Annotated in this window: 19 protein-coding genes (1 of these 19 cut by a window edge); 9 read left to right on the top strand and 10 right to left on the bottom strand. The window is 66.7% G+C overall.

Annotation, left to right across the window (positions count from 1 at the left end; genetic code table 11):
• Nucleotides 1-34, top strand: the end of a protein-coding gene (locus M5E06_RS22255; RefSeq protein ID WP_252140056.1) for a FadR/GntR family transcriptional regulator. The gene continues 716 nt to the left of window position 1, outside the view; 34 of the gene's 750 nt are visible here — the last part of the coding sequence; the start codon falls outside the window, past its left edge; the stop codon is at nucleotides 32-34.
• A gap of 7 nt (nucleotides 35-41) precedes the next feature.
• Here M5E06_RS22255 and M5E06_RS22250 read toward each other — a convergent pair whose 3' ends face one another.
• The gene (locus tag M5E06_RS22250; protein ID WP_252140055.1) at nucleotides 42-2,453 is read right to left on the bottom strand and encodes a thiamine pyrophosphate-binding protein; all 2,412 of its coding nucleotides are present in this window, start codon (nucleotides 2,451-2,453) and stop codon (nucleotides 42-44) included.
• A 133-nt stretch (nucleotides 2,454-2,586) separates the two neighbouring features.
• Between M5E06_RS22250 and M5E06_RS22245 the strand changes: the two genes are divergently transcribed.
• Nucleotides 2,587-3,069 carry an Lrp/AsnC family transcriptional regulator gene (locus M5E06_RS22245; RefSeq protein WP_109153393.1) on the top strand — a complete coding sequence of 161 codons (483 nt, stop codon included), beginning with the start codon at nucleotides 2,587-2,589 and terminating at the stop codon, nucleotides 3,067-3,069.
• A gap of 4 nt (nucleotides 3,070-3,073) precedes the next feature.
• On the opposite strand, the gene M5E06_RS22240 is transcribed toward M5E06_RS22245, so the two are convergent.
• Nucleotides 3,074-4,354, bottom strand: a complete 1,281-nt coding sequence (locus tag M5E06_RS22240) for an MFS transporter (protein WP_252140054.1) — start codon at nucleotides 4,352-4,354, stop codon at nucleotides 3,074-3,076.
• A gap of 28 nt (nucleotides 4,355-4,382) precedes the next feature.
• Nucleotides 4,383-5,162, bottom strand: a complete 780-nt coding sequence (locus M5E06_RS22235) for an SDR family oxidoreductase (RefSeq protein ID WP_252140053.1) — start codon at nucleotides 5,160-5,162, stop codon at nucleotides 4,383-4,385.
• Between the two features lie 708 nt (nucleotides 5,163-5,870).
• Here M5E06_RS22235 and M5E06_RS22230 point away from each other — a divergent pair.
• The 7 genes from M5E06_RS22230 to M5E06_RS22200 all read left to right on the top strand — a co-directional run bounded on the left by M5E06_RS22230 (nucleotide 5,871) and on the right by M5E06_RS22200 (nucleotide 16,374).
• Nucleotides 5,871-9,977, top strand: a complete 4,107-nt coding sequence (locus M5E06_RS22230) for a Pls/PosA family non-ribosomal peptide synthetase (protein ID WP_252140052.1) — start codon at nucleotides 5,871-5,873, stop codon at nucleotides 9,975-9,977.
• Nucleotides 9,978-10,220: 243 nt separating this feature from the next.
• Entirely contained in the window at nucleotides 10,221-11,846 is a 1,626-nt protein-coding gene (locus tag M5E06_RS22225) for a fumarate hydratase (protein WP_252140051.1), read from the top strand.
• Between the two features lie 129 nt (nucleotides 11,847-11,975).
• Complete coding sequence (locus M5E06_RS22220; RefSeq protein WP_252140050.1) at nucleotides 11,976-12,212, top strand: type II toxin-antitoxin system CcdA family antitoxin; 237 nt, start codon at nucleotides 11,976-11,978, stop codon at nucleotides 12,210-12,212.
• Nucleotides 12,213-12,223: 11 nt separating this feature from the next.
• Nucleotides 12,224-13,327, top strand: coding sequence for a GTP pyrophosphokinase (locus tag M5E06_RS22215; protein WP_252140049.1), 1,104 nt, complete (start codon nucleotides 12,224-12,226; stop codon nucleotides 13,325-13,327).
• Between the two features lie 6 nt (nucleotides 13,328-13,333).
• A complete protein-coding gene (locus M5E06_RS22210) occupies nucleotides 13,334-14,014 on the top strand; it encodes an RluA family pseudouridine synthase (protein WP_252140048.1) in 681 nt (226 codons plus the stop codon).
• A 93-nt stretch (nucleotides 14,015-14,107) separates the two neighbouring features.
• A complete protein-coding gene (locus M5E06_RS22205; protein ID WP_252140047.1) occupies nucleotides 14,108-15,556 on the top strand; it encodes an ATP-binding protein in 1,449 nt (482 codons plus the stop codon).
• A gap of 119 nt (nucleotides 15,557-15,675) precedes the next feature.
• A complete protein-coding gene (locus M5E06_RS22200) occupies nucleotides 15,676-16,374 on the top strand; it encodes a pirin family protein (protein WP_252140046.1) in 699 nt (232 codons plus the stop codon).
• Between the two features lie 7 nt (nucleotides 16,375-16,381).
• Here the strand turns inward: M5E06_RS22200 and M5E06_RS22195 are convergent, their stop codons facing one another.
• The 7 genes from M5E06_RS22195 to M5E06_RS22165 all read right to left on the bottom strand — a co-directional run bounded on the left by M5E06_RS22195 (nucleotide 16,382) and on the right by M5E06_RS22165 (nucleotide 24,977).
• Entirely contained in the window at nucleotides 16,382-17,398 is a 1,017-nt protein-coding gene (locus M5E06_RS22195) for a TIGR01620 family protein (RefSeq protein ID WP_252140045.1), read from the bottom strand.
• On the bottom strand, nucleotides 17,395-18,777 hold the full coding sequence (locus M5E06_RS22190) for a YcjX family GTP-binding protein (protein WP_252140044.1): 1,383 nt from the start codon (nucleotides 18,775-18,777) through the stop codon (nucleotides 17,395-17,397). The genes M5E06_RS22195 and M5E06_RS22190 overlap by 4 nt, the downstream gene beginning before the upstream one ends.
• Before the next feature lie 265 nt (nucleotides 18,778-19,042).
• Nucleotides 19,043-19,504, bottom strand: coding sequence for a DUF8265 family protein (locus M5E06_RS22185; protein ID WP_252140043.1), 462 nt, complete (start codon nucleotides 19,502-19,504; stop codon nucleotides 19,043-19,045).
• Nucleotides 19,501-20,880, bottom strand: a complete 1,380-nt coding sequence (pelG, locus tag M5E06_RS22180; RefSeq protein WP_252140042.1) for an exopolysaccharide Pel transporter PelG — start codon at nucleotides 20,878-20,880, stop codon at nucleotides 19,501-19,503. The genes M5E06_RS22185 and pelG overlap by 4 nt, the downstream gene beginning before the upstream one ends.
• Nucleotide 20,881: 1 nt before the next feature.
• A complete protein-coding gene (gene pelF / locus M5E06_RS22175; protein ID WP_252140041.1) occupies nucleotides 20,882-22,450 on the bottom strand; it encodes a GT4 family glycosyltransferase PelF in 1,569 nt (522 codons plus the stop codon).
• Nucleotides 22,447-23,574, bottom strand: coding sequence for a hypothetical protein (locus M5E06_RS22170; protein ID WP_252140040.1), 1,128 nt, complete (start codon nucleotides 23,572-23,574; stop codon nucleotides 22,447-22,449). Before M5E06_RS22170 ends, pelF begins: the two co-directional genes overlap by 4 nt.
• The gene (locus M5E06_RS22165; RefSeq protein WP_252140039.1) at nucleotides 23,571-24,977 is read right to left on the bottom strand and encodes a GAF domain-containing protein; all 1,407 of its coding nucleotides are present in this window, start codon (nucleotides 24,975-24,977) and stop codon (nucleotides 23,571-23,573) included. Before M5E06_RS22165 ends, M5E06_RS22170 begins: the two co-directional genes overlap by 4 nt.
• Nucleotides 24,978-24,981: the final 4 nt, after the last annotated feature.

Raw genomic sequence — 24,981 nt, 5'->3', positions numbered from 1 at the left:
GGCGCTCGAAAAGCGGGCTGAGCGCCCCCGGTGACAAAGGTTCATCCGATCGCCCGCAGATGACGGACCGGCCGGCCGGGGGATGCCGCCTCGGCCGCCGCGACGATGCCGTGGGCGTCGATGCCGTAATGGCGGTAGAGGTCGGCGATGGTGCCGGTCTGGCCGAAATGCTCCACCCCCAGCGCCCGCGTGCGGTGGCCGGCGACGGACCCGAGCCAGCCCAGCGTCGTCGGATGACCGTCCACCACCGTGACCAGGGCGCAATGGGGCGGCACCCCCTCCAACAGTCTCTCGATATGGCCACGGGCATGGGTGAGGCCCCGTTCGCGCGCCCGCTGGGCGGCGCTCCAGCCGGCATTCAGTCGATCGGCGGACGTCACCGCCAGCAGCCCGACGTCGCGCCGGTCCTCCCCCAGCATACCGACGGCGGCGATGGCCTCGGGTGCCACAGCGCCGGTGTAGGCGATCACCACCTGGGCGTTCGGTCCCGGCCGGCGCATCCAATAGGCACCGTCGACAATGTCATGGGCGAGGTCCTCGTCCATCGTTCGGGTCGGCTGCTCCAGCGCGCGGGACGACAGGCGCAGATAAACCGAACCGCCTGTCTCGTCACGCAGCCAGTTGCGCTCGCTGGGGCTGCCCTCCCCGTCCCGCTGCATATAGTCGAAGGCCCAGCGCATCACCACCGCCAGTTCGTCGGCAAAGGCGGGTTCGAAATAGGCAAGCCCGTCCTGGGCCATGCCGACCAGAGGCGTGGCAATGGACTGGTGTGCCCCGCCCTCCGGCGCCAGCGTGATGCCGGACGGGGTCGCCACCAGCATGAAGCGGGCATCCTGATAGCAGGCATAGTTCAACTGGTCGGCGCCGCGCATGATGAAGGGATCATAGACGGTGCCGATCGGCAGCAGACGTTCCCCGAACAGGCTGTGCGACAGGCCGAGCGCCGACAGCAGGATGAACAGGTTGGACTCGGCGATGCCCAGTTCCAGATGCTGGCCCTTCGGCGAGAATTCCCAGCTGTAGGTGGAGGGAATGCGCTCCTTCTTGAACAGGTCGGCCATCTCGCTCTTGGCAAACAGGCCACGGCGGTTCACCCAGGCACCGAGGTTGGTCGAGACGGTGACGTCGGGTGCGGTGGTGACGATGCGTTCGGCCAGCGGCGAGCGCTCCCGTCCGATCTCGTTCAGGATCAAGCCGAAGGCGGCCTGGGTCGACAGGCTCTTCTGCGTCGGGGTCACCAGCGCGGCGGGTACGGTCACCGCCGGCGCCTCGAAACGGCGGCGGCCCTTCTGCGCGAAGGGAACGCGGCGCAGGAACTCCTCCAGGGCGGCTTCCGGCAGGGAAAGGCCTTCGAAACGGTCCCACTCACGGCCGGGGCGGACCTTGTTGGCAGCGCGGAAGCCGTCCATCTGCTCGCGCGTCAGCAAGCCGGAGTGGTTGTCCTTGTGGCCGGCCAGCGGCAGGCCGAAACCCTTGACGGTGTAGGCGATGAAGCAGACCGGCCGGTCGTGGGTCCTCGCCCGGGCGAAGGCCTCCAGCAGCGAGGGCAGGTCATGGCCGCCGAGATTGCCCATCAGCCGGGCCAGTTCCTCGTCGCTGCGGCGCTCGATCAGGCGGGTGACATCGCCCTGGTCGCCCAACTCGTCCATCAGGCGGCGGCGCCACGCGGCTCCCCCCTGATAGGTCAGGGCCGAATAGAGCTGGTTGGGGCAGGTGTCGATCCACTGGCGCAGGCGTTCGCCGCCCGGCTCCTTGAACGCCTCCTGCATCAGGGTGCCGTATTTCAGGATCACCACGTCCCAGCCGAAGGCCCGGAAGATGTTCTCCAGCCGCTCCCACAGCCCTTCGCGGATCACCGCATCCAGGCTCTGGCGGTTGTAGTCGACGATCCACCACGTGTTGCGCACGCCATGCTTCCAGCCCTCCTGCAGGGCTTCAAAGATGTTGCCCTCGTCCATCTCGGCATCGCCGACCAGCGAGACCATGCGGCCTTCCGGCAGGTCGGCGGCCCAGCCCTTGGCCTTCAGGTAATCCTGGACCAGCGAGGCGAAGAGGGTCTGCGCCACCCCCAGCCCGACCGAGCCTGTGGAGAAATCGACATCGTCCATGTCCTTGGTGCGGGACGGGTAGGACTGGGCACCCTTGTAGCCGCGGAAATTCTCCAGCTTCTCCCGCGTCTGGTTGCCCAGCAGATACTGGATGGCGTGGAAGATCGGGCTGGCATGGGGCTTCACCGCCACCCGGTCTTCCGGCCGCAGGGCCGAGAAGTACAGCGCCGTCAGGATGGTGGACATCGAGGCGCTGGAGGCCTGATGGCCGCCGATCTTCAACCCATCCAGGTTGGGGCGGACATGGTTGGCGTTGTGGATGGTCCAGGACGCGAGCCAGAGTACCTTGCGCTCCAGCTCGGCCAGGCAGGCGAGATCGGCGGAGGACGGCTGGATCGCGGTCATGGGGATGCTCCCGAACGCAGGTTTATGATTGGAGCAGCCTATCATTTGTGACCCGGCAGATGCTTGCGAAGTGGCGCCGGACGCGGTTGCGCTTTAGCATCGAATGCCAGCATAACAGTGGAAACGGCATTCCATGCCAAAACAGCCCCTCGACCGCATCGACCGCAAGATCCTGTCCGCCCTTCAGCAGGACGGCCGGCTCCCCAACAACGAGTTGGCCGAACGGGTCGGGCTGTCGCCCTCCCCTTGCCTGCGCCGGGTCAAGGCGCTGGAGGAGGCCGGGGTGATCGCCCGCTACGTCGCACTGGTCGATCCGGCCTCCGTCGACCTGCCGGTCAACATCTTCGTCAATGTCAGCCTGGAGCGGCAGGTGGAGGCGCGGCTCGACGGGTTCGAGGCGGCGGTGATGGCGCGGCCGGAGGTGCTGGAATGCTATCTGATGACCGGCGACGCCGATTACCTGCTGCGGGTGGTGGTGCCGGACCTTGCCAGCTACGAGCGGTTCCTGAAGGAACATCTGACCCGCATTCCCGGCGTCGCCAACATCCGCTCCAGCTTCGCCTTGAAGCAGGTGCGCTACCGCACCGCCCTGCCGCTGGAGCATCTGGGGGAGTAGAGCGTCATGCTTTGGCCGTTGCCGGCTTGGCTCGGCTGCCGATCATCGGCACCAGCAAAGCCGCGAGCAGGCACAGAGCGCCGGCGGTGGCGAAGGCCGGCAGATAGCTTTGAAGAGCCGTGCGCGAAAGACCGGCGCCAAAGGCCGCGGCGGCGGCGCCCAACTGGTGACCGGCGAAAACCCAGCCGAAGACGAGGTTGGCGCGCTCCCGGCCGAAGCGCTCCGCCGTCAGCCGCACGGTCGGCGGAACGGTGGCGATCCAGTCGAGGCCATAGAAAACGGCGAAGAGCGACAGGCCGTAGAGGGTGAAGTCCGAATAGGGCAGATAGAGGAGCGACAGTCCGCGCAGGCCGTAATACCAGACCAGGAGCCAGCGGTTGTCGTAGCGGTCGGACAGCCAGCCGGACCCCACCGTGCCGATGAAGTCGAAGATTCCCATCACCGCCAGCAAACCGGCCGCCTGGACCTCCGGCACACTGAAATCGACGCAGAGGGGGATCAGGTGGGTCTGGATCAGGCCGTTGGTGCTGGCGCCGCAGATGAAGAAGGTGGCGAACAGCACCCAGAAGGTCCGCGTCACCGCGGCCTCGCGCAACGCCCCCAGCGCCGCCGGCAGGATGGCGCCGGCCGGCGCGGCTGGCGGCGCGCCCCCGACCTCGCCGAAGGCGGACAGGCCGAGGTCAGCCGGACGGTCGCGCATCAGGGCCAGCATCGCCAGGGCGGCCACCGCGATCAGGCCGCACAGCAAGGCAATGGCGCTTCGCCAGCCATAGGCTTCGGTCAGCATCGACAGCATCGGCATGAAGACCAGCTGCCCGGTGGCGGAACTGGCGGTCAGCAGGCCGATCACCAGCCCGCGGCGGGCGACGAACCAGCGGGTGGCGATGGTGGCGCCCAGCACCATGGCGGTCAGGCCGGAGCCGAAGCCGACGACGAAGCCCCACAGCAGGATCAGCTGCCAGACTTCCCGCATCGCCAGCGAGGCGAGCAGCCCGCAGCCGACCAGCGTCAGCGAGGACAGCACCATGCGGCGGACACCAAAGCGGTTGATCATCGCGGCGGCGAACGGCCCCATCAACCCGAACAGCAGCAGGCGGATCGCCATGGCCAAGGAGATGTCGGCGGTGTCCCAGCCGAAGTCCCGCTGGAGCGGCAGCAAAAGGACGCCGGGAGCGCCCACCGCCCCGGCGGACACCAGCATGGACAGGAAGGTGACGGCGACGACGACCCATCCATAATGGATGTCACGACGGGCCAAGGTGGCGGCAAGGGGTGTGGACAGCATCGGCTCGTAACTCCGGTAACCAGCCTGATTATTGCGCAGTCACGCCGCCATCGACGTTGATCGACTGGCCGGTGACGAAGCCGGCGGCGTCGGAGCAGAGCCAGAGCACGGCTGCCGCCACCTCTTCCGGGCGACCGACGCGGCCGATGGGATGGCGGGGGCCCATCACCGCCTCCACCCGGTCGGCGCCGCCGAACGAGGCCTGGGTCATCGGCGTCTGGATGATCGCCGGGCAAATGGCGTTGACGCGCACGCCGAAGGCCGCGACCTCGATGGCCGCGGTGCGGGTCAGCCCCTCCACCGCCGCCTTGCTGGCGGAATAGGCGGCATTCCCGGCCATGCCGATCTGCCCCAGCACCGACCCGGTGTTGACGACGGCGCCACGGCCCTGGTTGCGCATGATCGCTAATTCATGCTTCAGGCAGAGCCAGACGCCCTTCACGTTGACGGTCAGCACGCGGTCGAAGGCTGATTCCTCCATCTCGGTCAGCGGCGCCACTTGATGGATGCCGGCATTGTTGAAGGCGGCATCGAGGCGGCCATGGTCGCGCTCGATCCGCTCGAACAGCGCGGCAACCTCCGCTGCATCGGCCACATCGGCGGCCACGAACTGGCCGATGCCGCCAGCGCGGCCGATCAGGTCCACCGTTTCCAACCCCTCCGCCTCGCGCCGGCCGGTGACGATCACCGTCGCCCCCGCTCCGGCGAAGGCCAGTGCCGTCGTACGGCCGATGCCGGACGTGCCGCCGGTGACCAGGGCGACCCGCCCGCTCATGTCCGCCCCTGTCGTGTTCATTGCACTGCTCATGACCCTCTCCTGTCCGTCATCCGGATTCTGCGCTCCGGCGGGTGCCGGGCCCTATTAATGACGATCATCATTAATATGGGCTTTCATGATGTCCATCATTAAAATGCCGACCGAGCCGTGAATCCCTGAACCTCAGCCATGCGTGGCCCGAATGGCGCGCGACGACGGGCGACACCACATCTGCACGGGCACGGGTGGGGGCCGCGAATTGCAGGCGCCGGTCCGGCGATGCCCACCCATCCGGGAGGTCTATTCTTGCCCTGGTTGCAACGCTGCCGAACACCGGCAACCGGAACGGCACACGGCACCCGCCATGGCGAAAGTCACGGATCCGGGGCCATGTGGTGAGCCCGACACACGGCCCTCCCCTTCGATCCGGCATCTTGAGGATAAGCTTGACCGCCGCCGCACAACGGATCATGAAGGCGCGAACATGCCGCTTCATGTATCCGCATGTATCGGGTGCCGTCGGGTCTTTCTCTTTCTTTCGGTCGGGCGAATGTTGCTTTCGCAGCGCTTGGGCAGCCCAAGACTTGGCATCTCCCATCGGCACAGGTGCCTCCGAGCCGGATGGCAAGCTTTCGTTAACCATAAAGCACCACAACTAGCGAGCGGCCCATCGCCGCGTTCAGCCGACCGCCGGGACCGTATGAAAAACGGATCCGTTTGGCGCCACCGCGCTGATTCCTTTTGGAAGGCTGACACAGCGTGACTCTGCTGACTGCGCGGGCCAACGGCCCGACCGATGTTTCCCCGGCCGGTCAATCGACGATCTCCGCTCCGTGGAACGCCACTCCTCTGGTGCCGACCTTGAGCGGCCCGATCGATCCCTCCCTTCTCCGCGACGAGTTGCTGTCCGACATTCCGCAGGCGACCGCCGCGGCGCACCCGGACCGCACGGCCATCGTCTATGAAGGCCGGCGCGTCACCTATGCCGAACTGGACGCGCGCGCCAACCGGGTCGCCCGCGGCCTGCGGGCGCGCGGGATCGGCCCCGGCTGCTTCGTCGGGCTGTGGATGGCGCGGTCGCTCGACCTGCATGTCGCGCTGCTGGGCATCCTGAAGGCAGGCGCGGCCTATCTGCCCTTCGACGCCGACGCTCCCGCCGAGCGCGTGGCGGTCAGCCTGACCGACTGCGCCGCCCCGGCGATCCTGATCGATCTGGTGACAGGGACGAAGGCGGCGACGCTGGCCGAGGCCGGGGCGGACGTCCAGGTCCTGCGCATCGGCGACGTGCTGAGCGATGACGAGCGGGCGTTCGACCTGCGCGCCGACGGGGTGACGCCGGACAGCCCGGCTTACTCCATCTACACCTCGGGCTCGACCGGCAAGCCCAAGGGCATCGTCATCAGCCACCGCAACATCTGCCACTATCTGCGCGCCGCCAACAGCGTCTACGGCATCACCGCCGACGACGTGGCCTTCCAGGGCGCGTCGGTGGCCTTCGATCTGTCGCTGGAAGAGATCTTCGTCCCCTATCTGGCCGGCGCCACCCTGTGGGTCGCCAGCCGGCAGGTGCTGGACGAGGTGGACCGGCTGGCCGACTTGCTGAACGAGGCCGGCGTCACCGTTCTGGACACCGTCCCCACCCTGCTGGCGATGCTGCCGAAGGACGTGCCGTCGCTGCGCATCGTCATCCTGGGCGGCGAGGCCTGCCCGCCCGCGGTCGCCTCGCGCTGGTGCCGGCCGGGCCGGCGCCTGTTCAACAGCTATGGCCCGACCGAGGCGACCGTCGTCGCCACCGTGGCCGAGGTGCTGCCCGACACCCCCGTCACCATCGGCCGCCCGATCCCCAACTACACCTGCTATGTGGTGGACGAGGCGTTGCAGCCGGTCGCCGCAGGCATCCAGGGCGAATTGCTGATCGGCGGTCCCGGCGTGGCCCAGGGCTATCTCGGCCGGCCGGAGCTGACGGCGGAGAAGTTCATCGCCAACCCGTACCGCACCGGCGCCCACGACCCGCTGCTCTACCGGTCCGGCGACGCGGTCAGCGTCGATGCCGACGGCAACCTGCGTTTCCATGGCCGCATCGACGATCAGGTGAAGATCCGCGGCTTCCGGCTGGAACTGGGCGAGATCGAGGCCAAGCTGACCGACCTGCCCGGCATCTCCCAGGCGACGGTCGTGCTGCGCAATGACAATGGGCTGGACCGTCTGGTCGCCTTCCTCGTCGCGCAGCCGGGTGCGGACCTCGACAGGATCGTACTCCGCGACGCTCTGCGGGCGCAGTTGCCGGCCTACATGGTGCCCGCGCATTATGAACAGGTGGCGGAGCTGCCGCGCCTGACCTCCGGCAAGGCCGACCGCAAGACCCTGCAAGCCATGGCGCTGACCGAGGATGCGGGCTCGGGTGAGCAGGAGGAGCCGCGGAGCCCGACCGAGGCCGTATTGCTGGAGGCCGCCCGCCGCGTCTTCCCCGGTCAGTCGATCCCTCTGGAGGCCGACTTCTTCCTTGATCTGGGCGGCCATTCGCTGCTGGCCGCGCGCTTCGTCTCGGCGGTGCGCGAAACCGCCGGGCTGGCCAGCCTGACCCTGCAGGACGTCTACGGCGCCCGCACCCTGCGCGCCATGGCCGAACGGCTGGATGCCAAGGCGCCGGCGGGACATGGCGTGGCACCGGCCGACCTGTCCTTCGATCCGCCGCCGCTCGGCCGCCGCCTGCTGTGCGGTCTGGCCCAGGCCGTGGCGCTGCCGGTCATCCTGGCGCTGATGACGGTGCAGTGGTTGGGCGTGTTCGTCAGCTACATGCTGCTGTCCGGCGAGGATGCCGGGCTGCTGGGCGAGATCACCACGCTGTTCGGCGTCTATGTCGTCATCAACATCGCCACCGTCGCCATCGCCATCGCGGCGAAGTGGCTGATCATCGGCCGGACCAAGCCGGGCCGCTATCCGCTGTGGGGCGTCTATTATTACCGCTGGTGGCTGGCCCAGCGCTTCGTCGCGCTGGTCCACCTGAAGTGGTTCCAGGGATCGCCGTTGATGCGGCTGTTCCTGCGCGCCCTCGGCGCAAAGGTCGGCGCCGACGCGATGATCGGCGAGTTCGAATCCGGCGCCATCGATCTGGTCAGCATCGGCCGCGGCGCCTCCACCGGCGGCAAGGTGAAGCTGGCCAATGCCGAGGTGATCGGCAACGAGCTGGTGATCGGCACCATCGAGATCGGCGAGGACGCTTATATCGGCACCTCCTGCGTCATCGGCCATGATGCCGTGATCGGCAAGGGCACCGAACTGGCCGACCTGACCGCGCTGGCCGCCGGCACCCGCACCGGCGCCTATGAATCCTGGGACGGTTCGCCCGCCCGCAAGGTCGGCACCGTCGACAGCGCCGCCCTGCCCCAGGAACCCCGCGCCGGCATCGTCAAGCGCGCCACCCAGGGGCTGATCTATCTGGTTGCCCTGGTCGGCCTGCCGCCGGTGGCGCTGATCCCGATCTTCCCGGCCTTCTACCTGTTCGACAAGCTCGACGCCTGGATGGGCGGGGTGTTCAAGGTCAACTATCTCTACTATGTCCCCGCCATCGCCTGGCCGACCGCCATGTTCCTGGTGGCCTTCACCGTCCTGCTGATCGCCGCCATGCGCTGGATCGTGCTGCCGAAGGTGGAAGCCGGTTCCTACTCGGTCCACAGCTGGTTCTATGTCCGCAAGTGGGTCGTGGCGCTGGCGACCGAGGTGATGCTGGAAACCCTCAGCTCGCTCTACGCCACCGTCTACATGCGGGCCTGGTATCGCCTGATGGGGGCGAAGATCGGGCGCGACGCGGAGATCTCGACCAACCTCGCCGGCCGCTACGATCTGGTGGAGATCGGCGAGAAGTGCTTCATCGCCGACGAGGTGGTGCTGGGCGACGAGGATATCCGCCGCGGCTGGATGCATCTGCAGCCGGTGAAGACCGAAGCCCGCGTGTTCGTCGGCAACGACGCCGTGGTCCCGCCGGGAGCCTGCATCCCCACCGGCACGCTGATCGGCATCAAGTCCAAGCCGCCGGCGAATGCCGAGATGCAGGCCGGCGACACCTGGTTCGGCAGCCCGCCGATCAAGCTGCCGGTGCGCCAGAAGTTCGACAACGTGTCGGCCAACTGGACGTTTGAGCCGTCGCGCACCCGCCGTCTCGGCCGCGCCGTGTTCGAGGCCTTCAGCCTGTCGATGCCGTCGATGCTGTTCATCACCTTCGGCACCTTCGCGGTGGAGTTCTTCGCCAAGGCCATTCTTGACCAGCGCTGGGGCGCCTTCGCCTGGCAGTTCCTCGCGGTCAGCGTCGCCATTCCCATGGCAATGGTGCTGGTGGTGGCGCTGGTGAAATGGGCGCTGATGGGCCGCTATGCCCCCACCATGAAGCCGATGTGGTCCTGGTGGGCCATGCGGACGGAGGCGGTGGCCGTGCTGTACTGGGGTCTGGCCGGCAAGGTGCTGCTCGACCACCTGCGCGGCACGCCGATGCTGCCCTGGGTTCTGCGCATCTTCGGCACGAAGTTCGGCAAGGGCGTCTACATGGACACCACCGACATCACCGAGTTCGACTGCGTGTCCGTCGGCGACTATTGCGCCATCAACGCGCTGTCGGCGCTGCAGACCCACCTGTACGAGGATCGCGTGATGAAGGTCGGCCGGGTTTCGGTCGGGACCGGCGTCACCATCGGGGCCGGCGCCACGGTGCTGTACGACACCCATGTCGGCGACTTCGCCCGCCTCGGCCCGCTGACCCTGGTGATGAAGGGCGAGGAAATCCCCGCCCACGGCGACTGGGTCGGCGCCCCGGCCGAACCGGCGGTTCATGTCCATGCAACGGTCGACGGACAGGTGAAGGCCGCGGCGTAAGCAGCCGGCATCAGCGGCGAAAAGACGAGGCTGGTCATACCATTGCGGTGTGCCGGCCTTTTCTTTTGCCCATCTTCGGCCAACGACAAACCGTCGCGCGCAGTTACTCTCTCCGATGGTTGTCTCAGCCCCGCAGCGGTGTATAAGGGGGGCCGAGCGCGGCCTGCCCCCTTCGCGCGCCCGGCCGGGCGCGTACCGCGGAGGCGAGCGGACGCCGTTGGATCGTGATGAAGGAACGCCCCAATGCCCGACGACATCGCCTCAGCCCGCGGTCTGTTTCCGCTCGCCAAGGACGACACGCACTACCGTAAGCTGACCTCGGACCATGTCTCGGTCGTCGAATTCGACGGCGAGCAGATCCTGAAGGTCGAGCCGGAAGGTCTGCGCCTGCTGGCCGAGGCTGCCTTCTCCGACATCAACCATCTGCTGCGTCCGGGCCATCTGGCCCAGCTCGCCAAGATTCTGGACGATGAGGAAGCGTCGGCCAACGACCGCTTCGTGGCGCTCGACCTGCTGAAGAACGCCAACATCGCCGCCGCCGGCACCCTGCCGATGTGCCAGGACACCGGCACCGCCATCATCATGGGCAAGAAGGGCCGCCGCGTCTGGACCAAGGGCGGCGACGAGACCGCCCTGTCGGAGGGTGCGCGCGACGCTTACCTGAAGCGCAACCTGCGCTACAGCCAGCTGGCGCCAATCTCCATGTATGAGGAGAAGAACACCCGGAACAACCTGCCGGCGCAGATCGACATCTATTCCGAGGGCGAGGACTATTACAAGTTCCTGTTCATGGCCAAGGGCGGCGGGTCGGCCAACAAGACCTTCCTGCATCAGGCCACGCCGTCGGTGCTGGCGCCCGACCGGCTGCTGAAGTTCCTGGAAGACAAGATCCGCTATCTCGGCACCTCGGCCTGCCCGCCCTACCACCTCGCCATCGTCATCGGCGGACTGTCGGCGGAGCAGAACCTGAAGACGGTGAAGCTGGCCTCGGCCCGCTATCTCGACAATCTGCCGACCGAGGGCGGCGAGGACGCGCACGCCTTCCGCGATTTGGCGATGGAGGCCGAGGTCCACAAGCTGACCCAGAATATGGGCATCGGCGCCCAGTTCGGCGGCAAATATTTCTGCCACGACGTCCGCGTCATCCGCCTGCCGCGCCACGGCGCCTCCATGCCGATCGGCATTGGCGTGTCCTGCTCGGCCGACCGTCAGGCGGTGGGCAAGATCACCAAGGACGGCATCTTCCTGGAGCAGCTGGAAACCGATCCGGCGCAATATCTGCCGGAGATCGGCGGCGAGCACCTGTCGGACGAGGTCGTGAAGATCGACCTGAACCAGCCGATGGAGCAGATCCGCGCCACGCTGTCGCAGTACCCGATCCGCACCCGCCTGTCGCTGACCGGCCCGCTGATCGTCGCCCGCGATCTGGCCCATGCCAAGCTGCGCGCCCGCCTGGACGCCGGCGAGCCGCTGCCGGATTATTTCAAGAACCACCCGATCTACTATGCCGGTCCGGCCAAGACGCCGGAAGGCTACGCCTCCGGCTCCTTCGGGCCGACGACGGCGGGCCGCATGGACAGCTTCGTCGACCAGTTCCAGGCAGCGGGTGGTTCGATGGTCATGCTGGCCAAGGGCAACCGCAGCCCCGAGGTGACGGCAGCCTGCAAGCAGCATGGCGGCTTCTATCTCGGCTCGATCGGCGGTGCTGCCGCCCGGCTGGCCCAGGACTGCATCAAGAAGGTGGAGTGCGTCGAGTATCCCGAACTCGGCATGGAAGCCATCTGGCGCATCGAGGTCGAAGACTTCCCGGCCTTCATCATCGTCGACGACAAGGGCAACGACTTCTTCAAGGAATTGAAGCTCGCCTGATCCGGGCTGACGGGATGTGAAGGGGGCGCGGCGCCTTGCGAGAGGCCCCGCGCCCTTTTTCCTGCCCGCTTGCCGGGCGGCACCTGGGGCGTCTATCTTCAGTGCATCGGGATCGGGGAGAGCTTTGCAATGGACGGTGTCTATGACCGGCGCACGCCGAAGCGGGACGTCACCTTGTCGCTGGACGAGGACATCCTGCAACGCGCTCAGGCCCTTCCCGGCGATCTGTCGGAACGGGTCGAAAAGATGCTGGCCGACGAGGTGGCGAAGGCGGATCGTGAGCGCCGCCTGGATGACGTGATCGAAGCGTGGAACCAGTTCGACGAAAAACATGGTTCCTTCGCGGATTCTACACACTTCATTTGAGGCTCTAAATAATGTCAGATCATAAAATTTTATCACAATACGATAATAATGCTGTCATATATACCGAATGCTCAACAAAAATCTCGGGTTTGATTAAGGATCTCCTTAAAGCGAACGGAATTCGGGCGCATTCTGTTGAGGCGCGAGTTAAAGAGCGGGACAGCTTATCTGGAAAAATTGCAAGAAAGCACTTTAAGTACACCGATATATCAGAGATAACAGATATCGTAGGATTTCGGATCATAACCCACTTCAATCACGAAGTGAGCAAGGTTTCCTCATTAATTGAAAGCAATTTTGAAATAGATAGAGAAAACAGCATAGACAAATCATCAACATTGGAACCCGACAGGTTCGGTTACGTATCTATTCATCTCGTTTCGAAGATTAGCCAATCAAGAGCAGAACTCTTTGAATACAAGAACATATCAGATATAAAGTTCGAAATCCAAATTAGATCGATATTACAACATGCTTGGGCCGAAATCGAACATGACCTAGGTTATAAATCAGGATCTGATGTACCTAATAAAATTCGCCGTAGATTTTCAAGAATCTCAGGTCTGCTAGAAATAGCCGATCAGGAATTCTCTAGTGTCGTCTCGGACATTAATGAACACAGGCTATCTATAAAAAACGCAACAGAAAAAGTTGGATCATTACATTATGAGGAAATAGATATTGATGCTGAATTTTTGCAATCATATGTATATTCCAATGATTTTGTGGAAAGATGCGATGCATACATTGCCGATATTACGAAATCAAAAATCGATTTTGAGATTGATTATGGGAGAACAGCTTCAGCTCTGAACTGGATCGGCATAAAGAACTCAAAGGAACTTTCCGACAATGTAGAAAACCATGGAGACCTAATACGTGATTTTCTACTAGACATCTTCAAAAATAGTGAAAACAAGAGCGTAACATCTATCCCAAGAGGAATTTCTTTGGTTTTCTTGTGTGATTACCTCGTTGCAGCTGAACAAGATCCTTATAGGATATCAGCATACCTCTCGCAGATATACGGATTTCCTGGAGAAAAAGTCAGGCATATAACAGAAATGCTGGTGAAGGCAGCAGATTTTTCTCTGCAAAAAAATCAGACTAGGTAGACTATCGTGACTACACTACAAATCCAAGACCGCATCCTGTACCGTGACGGGCTGATGCTGATCCTCGACAAGCCCGCCGGGCTGCCGGTCCATGCCGGTCCCGCTGGCGGGCCGAACCTGGAGCGGCACTTCGACGCGCTGCGCTTCGGCTTTCCCAAACCGCCGTCGCTGGCCCACCGGCTGGACCGCGACACGTCGGGGTGCCTGATCCTGGGCCGGCATGCCAAAGCGCTGCGCAAGATCGGCATCCTGTTCCAGAACGGCAAGGTCGACAAAACCTATTGGGCCGTGGTCGCCGGCACTCCGCCGCAGGAGTCCGGGCGGATCGAGCTGCCGCTCGCCAAGGTCTCCAACAAGACCGGCGGCTGGCGCATCGTCGGCTCGCCCGACGGGCAGGCGGCGGTGACCGACTATGTCGTGCGTGGGCAGGCCGATGGGCTGACGTGGCTGGAACTGACGCCGCACACCGGCCGTACCCACCAGATCCGCGTCCATTGCGCGTCCATCGGCTGTCCGCTGGTCGGCGATCCGCAATATGGCGGGCCGGAGGGCAAGCCGCTGCATCTGCATTCCCGCGCCATCTCGCTGCCGCTCTACCCGAAGCGCGATCCGGTCGGTGCGGTGGCGCCGGTCCCGCCGCACATGCAGGCGGCGTTGACGGCTTGCGGCTTTACCGAGGCTTCATAGCTTCACCGCTACCCTCCGTCCTTGCTGCAACGCGGCAGACTGCCCCATGATCACTGTCGGCGATGGGGCGATCACGGCCGGAGGGACGAGCGCATGATACCGATCGGCACGACGACAGCCCGCTGGATGACCTTGCGCTATGCCCTGGCGCTGACACTGATCGCGTTGGGCACGCTGGCCGGCTTCGTCATGACCGAGCGGGTCATCGGCCAGCACGAACGCATGCTGGAGGTCGTCAACGTTTCCGGCCGGCAGCGCATGCTGTCGCAGCGGACGGCCCTGCTGGTGGAGCAGTTGAAGACCGCGACCGATCCGACAACGCGCGTCGACCTCGCCCGGCGGCTGGATGGTGCCACGGACATGTTCGAAGCTGCCCACCGGCGGCTGAGCGGCCGTGCCGGGCCGGAGGAAGGGCCGCCGCTGGGACCAACGCCGCAGGATTTGTTCTACGGCGGATCCGACCCGCTGGACCCGGTGGTGACCGAGCATATCGCCGCCCTGCGCCGTGTCATCGCCGCCGCATCCGCCGGTCAGCCGCCGGACCCGGCGGAAGCGGACCGCATCACCGCCCAGGCGCTCGGCCCGCTGCTGGACCGTCTGGAAGAGGTGGTGGCGCTCTATCAGGAGGAGGGAGAGGCGGGCTTCCACACCCTGCATCGGCTGGGGCTGGCGGCGCTGCTGATCACACTGCTGATCCTGGCGGTGGAAGCGCTGGCGATCTTCCGGCCGATGACCCGACAGGTGCGCCGCCAGTTCACCGAGATCCTGCGCATGGCGGAGACCATCGAGCGCGCCAACGCCACGCTGGAACAGCAGGTGCGCGAACGGACGGCGGAACTGCACGCCGCCAAGACCGCCGCCGAACAGGCCCACCGCGCCAAATCCCGCTTCCTCGCCCACGCCAGCCACGACCTGCAGCAGCCCCTTCAGGCCATCGGCATGTTCACGGGCATTCTGGAGCGCCAGCCACAAAGCGGCAAGGCGGCGGCCCTGCTGACCGACCTGAAGGCGGCGCAACGGTCGATGCGCGATCTGCTGAACGCCATCCTCGACATCTCCAAGCTGGAATCGGGGGTGGTGACGCCGAAGCCGACCGACCTGCCGCTCTCCCCCCTTCTCGATCAGTTGGAGGCTGAGTTCGGCGGACAGGCGGAAGCGAAGGGGCTGAGGCTGCGCGCCGTCCCGACCGATGCGGTGGTGCATAGCGACCCGGCCCTGCTGGAGCGCATCCTCCGCAACCTGATCGCCAACGCCATCCGCTATACCGAGACCGGCGGCGTCCTGGTCGGCTGCCGCACCCGCGGCGATACGCTGTGGATCGAGGTCTATGACACCGGCCGCGGCATCGCCGAACCCGACCGCCAGCGCATCTTCGAGGAGTTCGTCCAGCTCGACCGCCCCGACCGCGACCGCAGCGAGGGCATCGGGCTGGGCCTTGCCATCGTCGAGAGGCTGGCAAGGCTGCTGGGTCATCCGGTGACGGTGCGTTCGGCGGAGGGACGCGGAACCGTGTTCGCAGTGGGGGTGCCGCTGGTGGGGTGAGATTGTCGCTCTGACAGGAACGATCTGGTGTTAATGCACCGGATTGTTCCGCAAGGCGTTGGGTGCCAAATTCCCCTCCAGACAACGACACACACCCCAACGGTACGGAGGGTTCCATCATGATCACCATTCGCCATCGCGACGAGCGTGGGGTCGCCAACATGGGTTGGCTGAACAGCAATCACACGTTCTCGTTCGGCCATTACTTCGATCCCGGCCACATGGGCTTCCGCGCCCTGCGCGTCATCAACGAGGACCGCGTGATCCCCGGCGCCGGCTTCCCCACCCATGGGCACGCCAACATGGAGATCGTCTCCTACGTGTTGAACGGCGCGCTGGAGCACAAGGACTCCATCGGCACCGGGTCGGTGATCCGGCCGGGCGAGGTTCAGGTGATGAGCGCCGGCCGCGGCATCCGCCACAGCGAGTACAACGCGTCGGACACCGAGCCGGTGCATTTCCTCCAGATCTGGATCCTGCCGGAAGCCAACAGCCTGGCGCCCGGCTACCAGCAGGCGGATTTCCCGGCCGAGCAGAAGCGCGGCACGCTGAAGCTGGTCGGGTCGCGTGACGGGCGCGATGGCAGCGTCACCATCCACCAGGATGTCGACCTGTACGCCGCGCTTCTGGACGGCGAGGAAAGCGCCACGCTGCCGCTGCGTCCCGGCCGCCATGCCTGGGTTCAGGTCGCCCGCGGCCGGGTCCACCTGAACGGCACGCTGCTGAAGGCCGGCGACGGTGCCGCGCTGACGGACGAGGAGGCGGTGACGCTGGACCGGGCGGACGAGGCGGAGGTGCTGGTCTTCGACCTCGCCTAGGGTCACGTCACAACACCTGCTTGGGCAACGACAACAGCTCCTTCCTGATGCGGTTCAGGCTGGGGCGGTTGTCGGGGCTGAAGGCGATGGGGCGGCACAGGTGCATGGCAGTCAGCCCGACCCGGGCGGTCAGCAGGCCGTTGATGACCCCCTGCCCCATCCGGGTGGAAATGGCGGCGGCGAGCGACCCGCCCAGCGCCTCCACCGCGACATGGTGGGCGCTTTCCGTCACCCCGGCCACGGCGATGTTGGCGAGCATCCGGCGCAGGAGCCGCAGCGAGCCGACATAGCCGGGCCGGGCGCCGTAGAGGGAGGCGATCTCCCGCACCAGCTTCAGGTTGCGCCACAGCACCACCGCGAAATCCAGCAGCGCCGCCGGGCTGAGCGCGGTGGCGACGGCGGTGTCGCGCGAGGCGCGCAGAACCCGCTGATAGGCGGCGCGGTCGAGCGGGCTCAGCACCTCGCGGTCGAGCAGCCGCACCACCTCATGCTCGTCATGGGCGTCGGTGACATGGTCGCGCACGCGGGCCAGAGCCGGGGCCAGTTCGCGCCGGTCGGCGTAGAGCGCCACCAGCGACCCGGCGAAGCGGTCGGCCCGGCCGCCGGGAGCGTCGATCTCCAGCCTGCCGGCCTCCGCCCGCAACTCCTCGATCCGGCGCAGGCGGCGGAGTGACAGCAGTTCGGTCACCAGCATCGCGATTGCCGCTATACCTGCGGTGGCGGCCAGCAGGGCGACCAGAACGCCAAGCGCGATGCTGGTGGCGAAGGCACGGGCCAGCAGGTCGGCGGTGTCGAAGCCCAGAGCCACCAGAACCAGCGCCGCCAGCGCCCCGAACAGCCAGCGCCCGAGCCGGCGCGTGGTACGCACCGGCGTGGCGGGGGCCGGCAGCAGGTCGGCCGGGTCGCCGGAGCCGGTCAGCAGGGCGGTTTCCTCCTCCGCCGGAACGGGGGCCGCGCGGTCGAGGTCCAGCTCCATCGGCGGGACCCAGTCCTTTGAGGCATTGCGGGTGTCGCGCTCCGTCACGTCAGGTAATCCCCCAGCAGGAATTGCAGGGCCTGATCGACGCGGATGTGCGGCAGACCACGCGGGTCGCGGCCGAGGTCATCGGGCGGGCGGAAGGGCAGGAAATTGTACGGACGGTCACGGCCGGGCGGAAACGCCTCGGCATCCTCCGGAATCTCGCCGGGGAACAGCACGGTCGGGCGGTCGCGCCCGACGGGGATGCCGCGGACACAGCGCAGTTGCCGGCCCTCATGCTCAGTGACCACGCTTTCGGTGCATTTCAGCGCGGCGATGGCCATGGTCTCGACCTGGGCGCCTTCGAAGCGAATGGCGTTGCGGGCGTCGCCGACCAGCCGGTCGAGCAGAGCGCGAAGCTGGGCATGCTGATGGGCGGCGATGTGGTCGGCCTTGGTCGCGGCGAACAGCACGCGGTCGATCTTGCTGCCGAACAGCCAGTCGAACCAGCCGGAGGCGCCGTGGCGGAACGGCTCCAGGCTCAGCTCCAGCGCCCGCTTCATGTCGGCCATCCCGGCCGGGCCGGCGTTCAGCGCCCCCAGCACGTCGATCAGTACGATCTGGCGGTCGAGGCGGGAAAAATGCTCGGCGAAGAAACGGCGGACGACGTTGGTCTTGTAGGCCTCGTACCGCTCCTCCATCAGCGCCCACAGGCTACCGCGGCCCCGCTGACTCCCATGAAGCGGACAGAAGGTCAGCAGCGGCGCGTCCTTCATGTCGCCTGGTTCGACGAAGCGGCCGGGCTGGATCAGGCTGAGCAGCGTGTCGGCGCGGCGGCAGGCGTGGAGATAGTCGGTGTAGAGCGCCGCCCCGCGCCGCGCCGTCTCCTCCTCCGCCGATGCGGCCGGGTCGATGGTGGCGAGCCAGCCGCGCCAGGAGGCCGACAGCTCGTCGCGCGGGGGGCGGGCGGCAAGCTCCAGGGTCTGGGCGCTCCATTCCGCGAAGCTCTGGCGCAGAAGCGGCAGGTCGAGCAGCCATTCGCCGGGGTAATCGACCAGATCGAGGTTCAGCGTCGCCACCGGCTGCACCGAGCGCTTCAGCGCCGACTCCGGGCGGTAGCGCAGGGACACGCGCATCTGGCCGATGCCGCGCGTCGGCTCCGGCCAATGGGGATCGGGGCCGGTCAGGGCGGCGAGATGGCCTTCGAAATCGAAGCGCGGCACGTCGGGATCGGGCTGGGGCCGCAGCCGCGCCGCCTGGAAGCGGCCCGACGACATGACGTCGAGGAAGGGCAGCCGCCCGGCCTTCAGCAGGTTGTCTACCAGGGCGGTGACGAACACGGTCTTGCCCGCCCGCCGCAGTCCGGTGACGCCCACGCGCACCGTCGATTCCAGAAGAAGCCGGCTGCCGGCATCGTACAGGCTGTTCAGGTCGGGAATGCGCACGGGCGGACGTTCACCTCTGGCCGATGACCGGCCCTATATGGGGTTGAGTCCGCAGGATGCGAGGGGGCCGGATGCGACGTTTGGAACAGCATGAAACAGTTTTCGAGGGTGTGTTCACTGTTCCATCTGGGCGGCATCGGCGGTGACCTCCGCGGGTGGGGACCGGCGGTCATTCGTATCATGGATGCGGGGGAGCGGGTAACGGTGGGCTGAAAAACGTGGATATGGTTGCGGGATTCTCCCTCTCCCCGGGGGGAGAGGGAGTTTAGCCGCCGATGTAGTGCGGCATCAGCTTCGCCTGATCGCCGATCCAGACGCTGCAGCGGCTGTCCTGGTTACGGAAGAAATAGGCTTTCCCGGGCTGGCGGCGGTTCTGGGGGTCGATCAGATTGGCGCCGCCGGAAAAGGCGACGCCATAACGGTAATCCGGGGTCGCCGCCCAATAGAGGCCGTCGATCTGCTGCAGGAAGGCGCCGCGCTGGCACAGGTGCGACAGGGTGCGGTCCAGCGTCGCAAGCCCCTTCAGGCCGTCGGGCAGCTTGTAGACCGCGCGGCTTTCGGTACGGCGCAGGCGCGGCTCGTGGCCGGGCGGCGGCGGTTCATAGGCGCGGAAGGGCGGGCGCAGATGGCTGGGGTCGGTGCGGTCGGTGCGCAGAACCTCCTGCGCGCCGGCGGCGGCCGGAAGCAGGAGGACGACAAGAAGCGGAGGGATGAGACGGCGGGTCATCGCACCGACGGGTTGTTGGCGACGAAGGCGAAATAGGGCAGCCGCCGCACCGCATCGGCCACCATCAGATAAGCCACAGCGAAGGCCAGCAGCGAACTGAGGAAATAGCCGTAGCCATACCACGGAAAGCCCATCCGGCTGAACAGCAGGGTGAATCCGGCATTGGCCGCCATATAGACCAGCTGCACCGTCAGGTTCCGTGCCCGCAGGTCGAAATAGGCCAGGATCACCGTGCAGAACAGGAACATCACCTGGAAGAAGGCACCCAGCACGCCGAAGCGGAACATGCCGATCTGCTGGTACTGCAGGCCGATGGCGCCGACGATGGCCGGAGCCAGGAAGATGCAGACGGCGCAGACCGCCCCTTGCAGGATGACGAGGTTGCGGCTGCTGTCGAGCAGGGCGGCGATGATGGCGCGGTGGTTGCGCGCGATCTGATCGAAGGTCGCGTGCTTCTGGATGTCGCGGTAGAAGGCCTGGTAATGCTCGAAGAAGCGGGTCTCGATGTTCACCGTGAACAGGGTCAGCGCCGGCAGCGTCGTCAGATAGGCGATGAACATGGCGCCGTCATAGGCGCTGTAGATCGCCATGGCGCCGGAGACCAATTCGCGCTCCGGCGCGAACCACATGATCCACTTGTCGGTCCAGACCGCGGCGTTGGCGAAAAAGCCGATCAGCGCCAGATCGGCGTATTTGCGGAAATAGGACAGGAAGTCGAACAGCCGGCCGACCGGATAGGGATATTCGGCCAGCACCCGCGCGATCAGCCCGAACTGGATCACCGCCAGCCCGGCGGAAAAGCCCCAGATCATCCCCGCCGCGCCGAAGCGGTCGCCCAGCAGCACCGCCCCGGCCATGCCGGTGGTCATGCCGACGCCGAAGGCGACAGTGACCGCCAGATAGTCCTTCAACGCCGACAGGAAGATCGACACCACCCAGATGCCGCAGACCAGGAAGAAATTCGTCAGCCCGCCCAGCATGATCGGCAGCGGCAGGCCGCTGAACAGCGGGTAGAAGGGGCCGGCAGTCAGGCCGGCGATGGCATAGGCCAGCCCCAGCGTCGCCAGCAGCATGCCGGGCGCCGCCTCCACCTCCTTGGCATAGATGGCGTCGGCGAGATAGCGGGTGGCGACCAGAACCAGCGGCCCGGTGAACACCACCGAGAAGCAGAAATTGTAGATCACCACCACGCGGAACAGCGTCAGCTGCTCCGGCCCCACCAGATCGCGGCCGAACAGCGTGATGCCGGCCAGCGCCAGGATGGTGAACATCCAGGGGCCGGACGTGATGAAGGCGGAATGGGCATAGCCCTGCAGCACGCCGAGCAGATCGTCGCGCCGGGCCAGCCGGCGGAGCGCGAAGCCGATGCCGGCCATGTCAGGCGGCTCCCTTCAGGTCGAAATCGGCGCCATCGAGGGTCGGCCGGGTCGGCATGGCGATGTGCTCGTCATAGATGGCGCGATAGACGCGGTCGATGGCGACCTTGTCGTAGGATTGGGCGACGCGCCGGGCGATGGCCTGCGCACAGCGCTCCCGCCACGGGCGGTCGAGCAGCAGGGCGCGCAGTTCCCGCGCGGTGTCGAGCGGGCTGGCCAGCGGCGTCACTGCCCCGCCCGGACCCAGCGGCGGCACCTCGTCGGGACGGCCCATCAGCAGTTCCGAACAGGAGCCGACATCGGTCGCCACCGTTGGCACTCCAGACGCCCCGGCTTCCAGGATCACCAGCGGCTGCGCCTCGCTAACGCTGGTCAGCGCGATGGCGTCGATCTTGCCCAGCCAGTCGGTCAGCTTGACCCGGCCGGCGAAGATCACCGTCTGCTCCAGCCCCAGATGCTTCACGATGGTCCGGCATTCCTCGACATAGCCGGGGTCCTCCTCCAGCGGGCCGAGGATCATCGCCTTCAGGTCGGGGATGTCCTCGCGCAGGATGCCGGCGGCGCGGATGTAGGTCTTCACGTCCTTGATCGGCACGACGCGGCCGATCAGGGCGATGGTCGGCGGGCGCGGCGTGGGGTCGCGCCGGACCTGGGAATAGCCGGCATAGTCGATGCCGTTGGGCACGATCATCAGCTTGGCCGGGTCGGCGCCCTGGCGGCGCTGGAACTCCTGGTTTCCGCCGTACAAGGTGATGATGCGGTCGCAGGCGTCGTAACAGGCCTTGGAGTAGCTGGCGAAGGTGTCCAACCACAGATCGCGCAGGTCGCGCTTCTTGCGGTCGAGCGCCAGGGAGGTGTCGGCGCCCTCGAACAGCCATTCGGCCATCAGGATCTCGATGCGCCGTTCGTTGGTGTAGATGCCGTGTTCGGTCAGCAGGGCCGGCCGCCCGGTCTCCAGCCGCGCCCGCGCGGCGAACAGCCCGGCATAGCCGGTGGAAATGGCGTGATAGACCGACGCCTGCGGCATCGGCACCAGCAGCGTGGCGAACAGCCCGCTCATCAGCGCCCGGCTGCCCCAGAAATATTCGAGGAAGGAGGCGTCCGGCAGGGCGGCCCTGCACATGCGCACTACCATCTGGAAGGCGTCCTCGGAATTCAGCAGCGCCCGCTTGCCGATGCGCCCGCGCCGGGGGGCCAGCAGCCGCAGCACCTCGGCGACCTCGGTCAGCCCTCCACCCTGCTGCAGGCGGGCGAGCGGCTTTTCCAGGGCCGTCATCAGCCGCGAGGTGCCGGGCTGCCAGCGCCATCCGGCGGGCGGGTCCTGCAGATAGACATGGGTCAGGCCGGTGACGTTGGCCGGCAGATCGTAGGCAAGCTTGCGGGCGCCGCGGTCGGCGACCAGTGCCACGATGTGGAAGGTCAGGTCGGAGTGCGAGCGGATCAGGTCATGCGTCCAAGTCGACACGCCGCCGGCGACATAGGGATAGGATCCCTCCATCAGCAGGCAGACGTCGGCCTTGGGGGCGCGGGGCGCTTCGGGCGGCAGCGGCTGGGACGAGGAGCGGCTCATGCGGCCAGCTCCTTCGCTGCGGTCTCCGGGGCGGCCGTTTCGTCGTCGCGCCACAGGGCGAAGACGTCGCGCAGCGCATCGGGCAGCGTCGCCCCGTCGCCCAGCAGGTCGGGCCGGCGGATGGGCAGCGCCCGCAGATCGCCGAAGCGGCCGAGCCGGAACAGGCTCTCGGCATACCAGAACAGGATGCGGCTGTCGGACGTGCGGTCGATCAGCGGCTCCAGCCGCGCCGCCGCCTCCGCCGCCAGTCCGCAGCGCAGCAGCAGCCGGCCGAGGTCGAGGCGGATGCCGTCGTCGTCGGGCGCCAGTTCCAGGCTGCGGCGGTAGCCGTCCAACGCCTTCTCGCGGATCTCCGCCTCGCGGTTGGAATCCAGCAGGCCGCAGAAGGCATAATCGTCGAGATGGCGGCAAAGGGCGGCCAGGGCGCCAGCGTCGTCGGGATGGGCGCGGGCGGCATGGTCGAGCGAAAGCCAGCGCTCGTTGAACTCATGCTCCACCCGCGCGGTGGCGGTGGCGGCCTGGACGCGGACGGACGGGTCGGCATCGGCGAGGCCGGCCTTCAGCGCGGGCGTGAAGGCGGGGCGGAAATGGCGGGCGACCAGGGCGATCACCGCCTGCTTCTGCTGCGGCGTGCCCATCCACATCATGTCGGTGAAGGATTCGCCGGCCACCAGATGGGCATTCTCGCGGCCCGACACGATCAGCTCGTACAGTTCCTGCGCCGGGCCGGTCTCGCTTTCGGGGAAGAGGGAGAGATACCAGTCCTGGAAGCCGGTGGCATAGCGGCTGAAGAGCGCCAGCAGCGCCGCGGTCACCAGCGTGCAGAGGGCGCCCAGCGGCCCCAGCGGCACCATGGTGACCAGCAGCAGCCCGGCAAGCCGCAGGTCGCGGCCCCGGCGAGCCCGGCTGCGCAGCCACAGCCCGACCAGTCCGCAGAGCAGCAGATGCAGCGCCACGGCCGACGGTGCGGCGAAGGGGATGCCGGACAGGCCGACCGCCAGTGCCCCGGAATCGAGCAGCCCGGCGCCGAGCGTCGCCACCACCAGTTCGCCCGTACCGGCGACCGGGCGGTCGCCCGCCAGCGTGCCGGCGGAATCGGGAAATTCGGAGGCGGAGCCGGTCATCCCGCACTCTCCGCCACGGCTTTTCCGGCGGCCGGCTCCGGCTCCGGCTCTGGCGGCTCGACCCGGCGGGTGACGAAGCCGATGGGGATGTTGGACAGCCCGTCGGGCAATTCCCGCCGTACCGCGCGTTCCAGCTTCGCCTCGACCAGCTTCGCGCCCTCCAGCGGCGTGCCGGCCAGGATCACGCCAAAGGACGCGCCCTGCTGGCCGAAGTCGCAGGCGAGGTCGGTGTCGCGCAGGCTGCCGCGCACCGCCGTGCCGATGGCGGCGGCAAGGTCTGCACGCTGGCCGACCGACAGGCGGGACAGGCCGGTGGGGCGGATGGTGATGGCCGTCGTCTCGAACCCCATGCGGCGTCCGAGCAGGGCCAGGAACTCCGCCTGCCGGCCGATGTAGCTGGAGGAATAGAGCGCGTCGTCGGTGAAGACGCGCTGTTCGTTGGCGGTGCGGAACTGGCGCGCCTTGGCCAGTGCGGTGCCGATCCATTCGCACAGGATGCGGAAATTCTCGACCGTGTTGACGCTGAGGTCGGTGAAGCCAAGGCTTTCGACCTTCACCATGCCGACCACCTCGCCGGTGTCGCTGCTGACCAGCGGCCCGGCCAGCACGCCTTCGCCGGCCAGGATGCGCTCGTCCTCCACCCGGTTGACGCAGAGCTGGCGCTGGCGGGCGATCACGGTCTGGAACAGCGGGGTGCCGCTGTCGAACCAGCGGGAATAGCTGTCGTTGTCGTCGTCCCACCCCTCGTTCGTCACCGATTCCAGCACGTCGTTGTTCAGCAGGAACAGCGAGAACTTCTCCGGCTTCATGACGGTGCGGACAAGGTCGGCGACGCCCAGCATCACCTCCCCCTCGTCCAGATGGTCGATGGACTTGGCGGCCTGATAGAGGGTGAAGACGGTGCGCAGCTGACCGGCGACGCGGGTCTCCAGGCTTTCCTTCACCGATTTCAGCGCACGGTAGGACCGGGCGATGGCCTCCGCCTCCTGCCGGGCGGCGGCAAGGCCGGCGCGCAGTTCCTCGCGCTCGCGCAGCTGGCGCATGCGCAGCTCGCCGAACAGCACGGCGGCGACCAGCCACAGGATCGGCTCGCGCGTCAGGGTGAAGAGATGGTCGTAGAGATCCTGGTCGATGCCGGCATCCGGCATGTTGCCGAGCCGCAGCGCCACCGACGCCACCAGCGCCGCCAGCACGCCCTCGCTCGTGCCGTACTGGATCGCCAACAGCAGGACCGGGATCCAGAAGGGATGCGGCTGCACCCCGTCGAAGCGCAGCCCGGCGCCCAGCCAGACATCCAGCCCCAGCGCCACGGCGAAGAACAGCAGCAGCTCCAGCAGCGCGACCGGCCGCAGGCCGAACCAGCGGCGGGGGGATGCCGGAGAGGGGCTGGACTCTGCGCTCATGCCT

The organism is Azospirillum sp. A1-3, assembly GCF_023806445.1.
Taxonomy (GTDB): Bacteria; Pseudomonadota; Alphaproteobacteria; order Azospirillales; family Azospirillaceae; genus Azospirillum.
The sequence above is the reverse complement of the archived record's forward strand: the minus strand, read 5'-3'. Positions and strand labels throughout refer to the sequence as shown.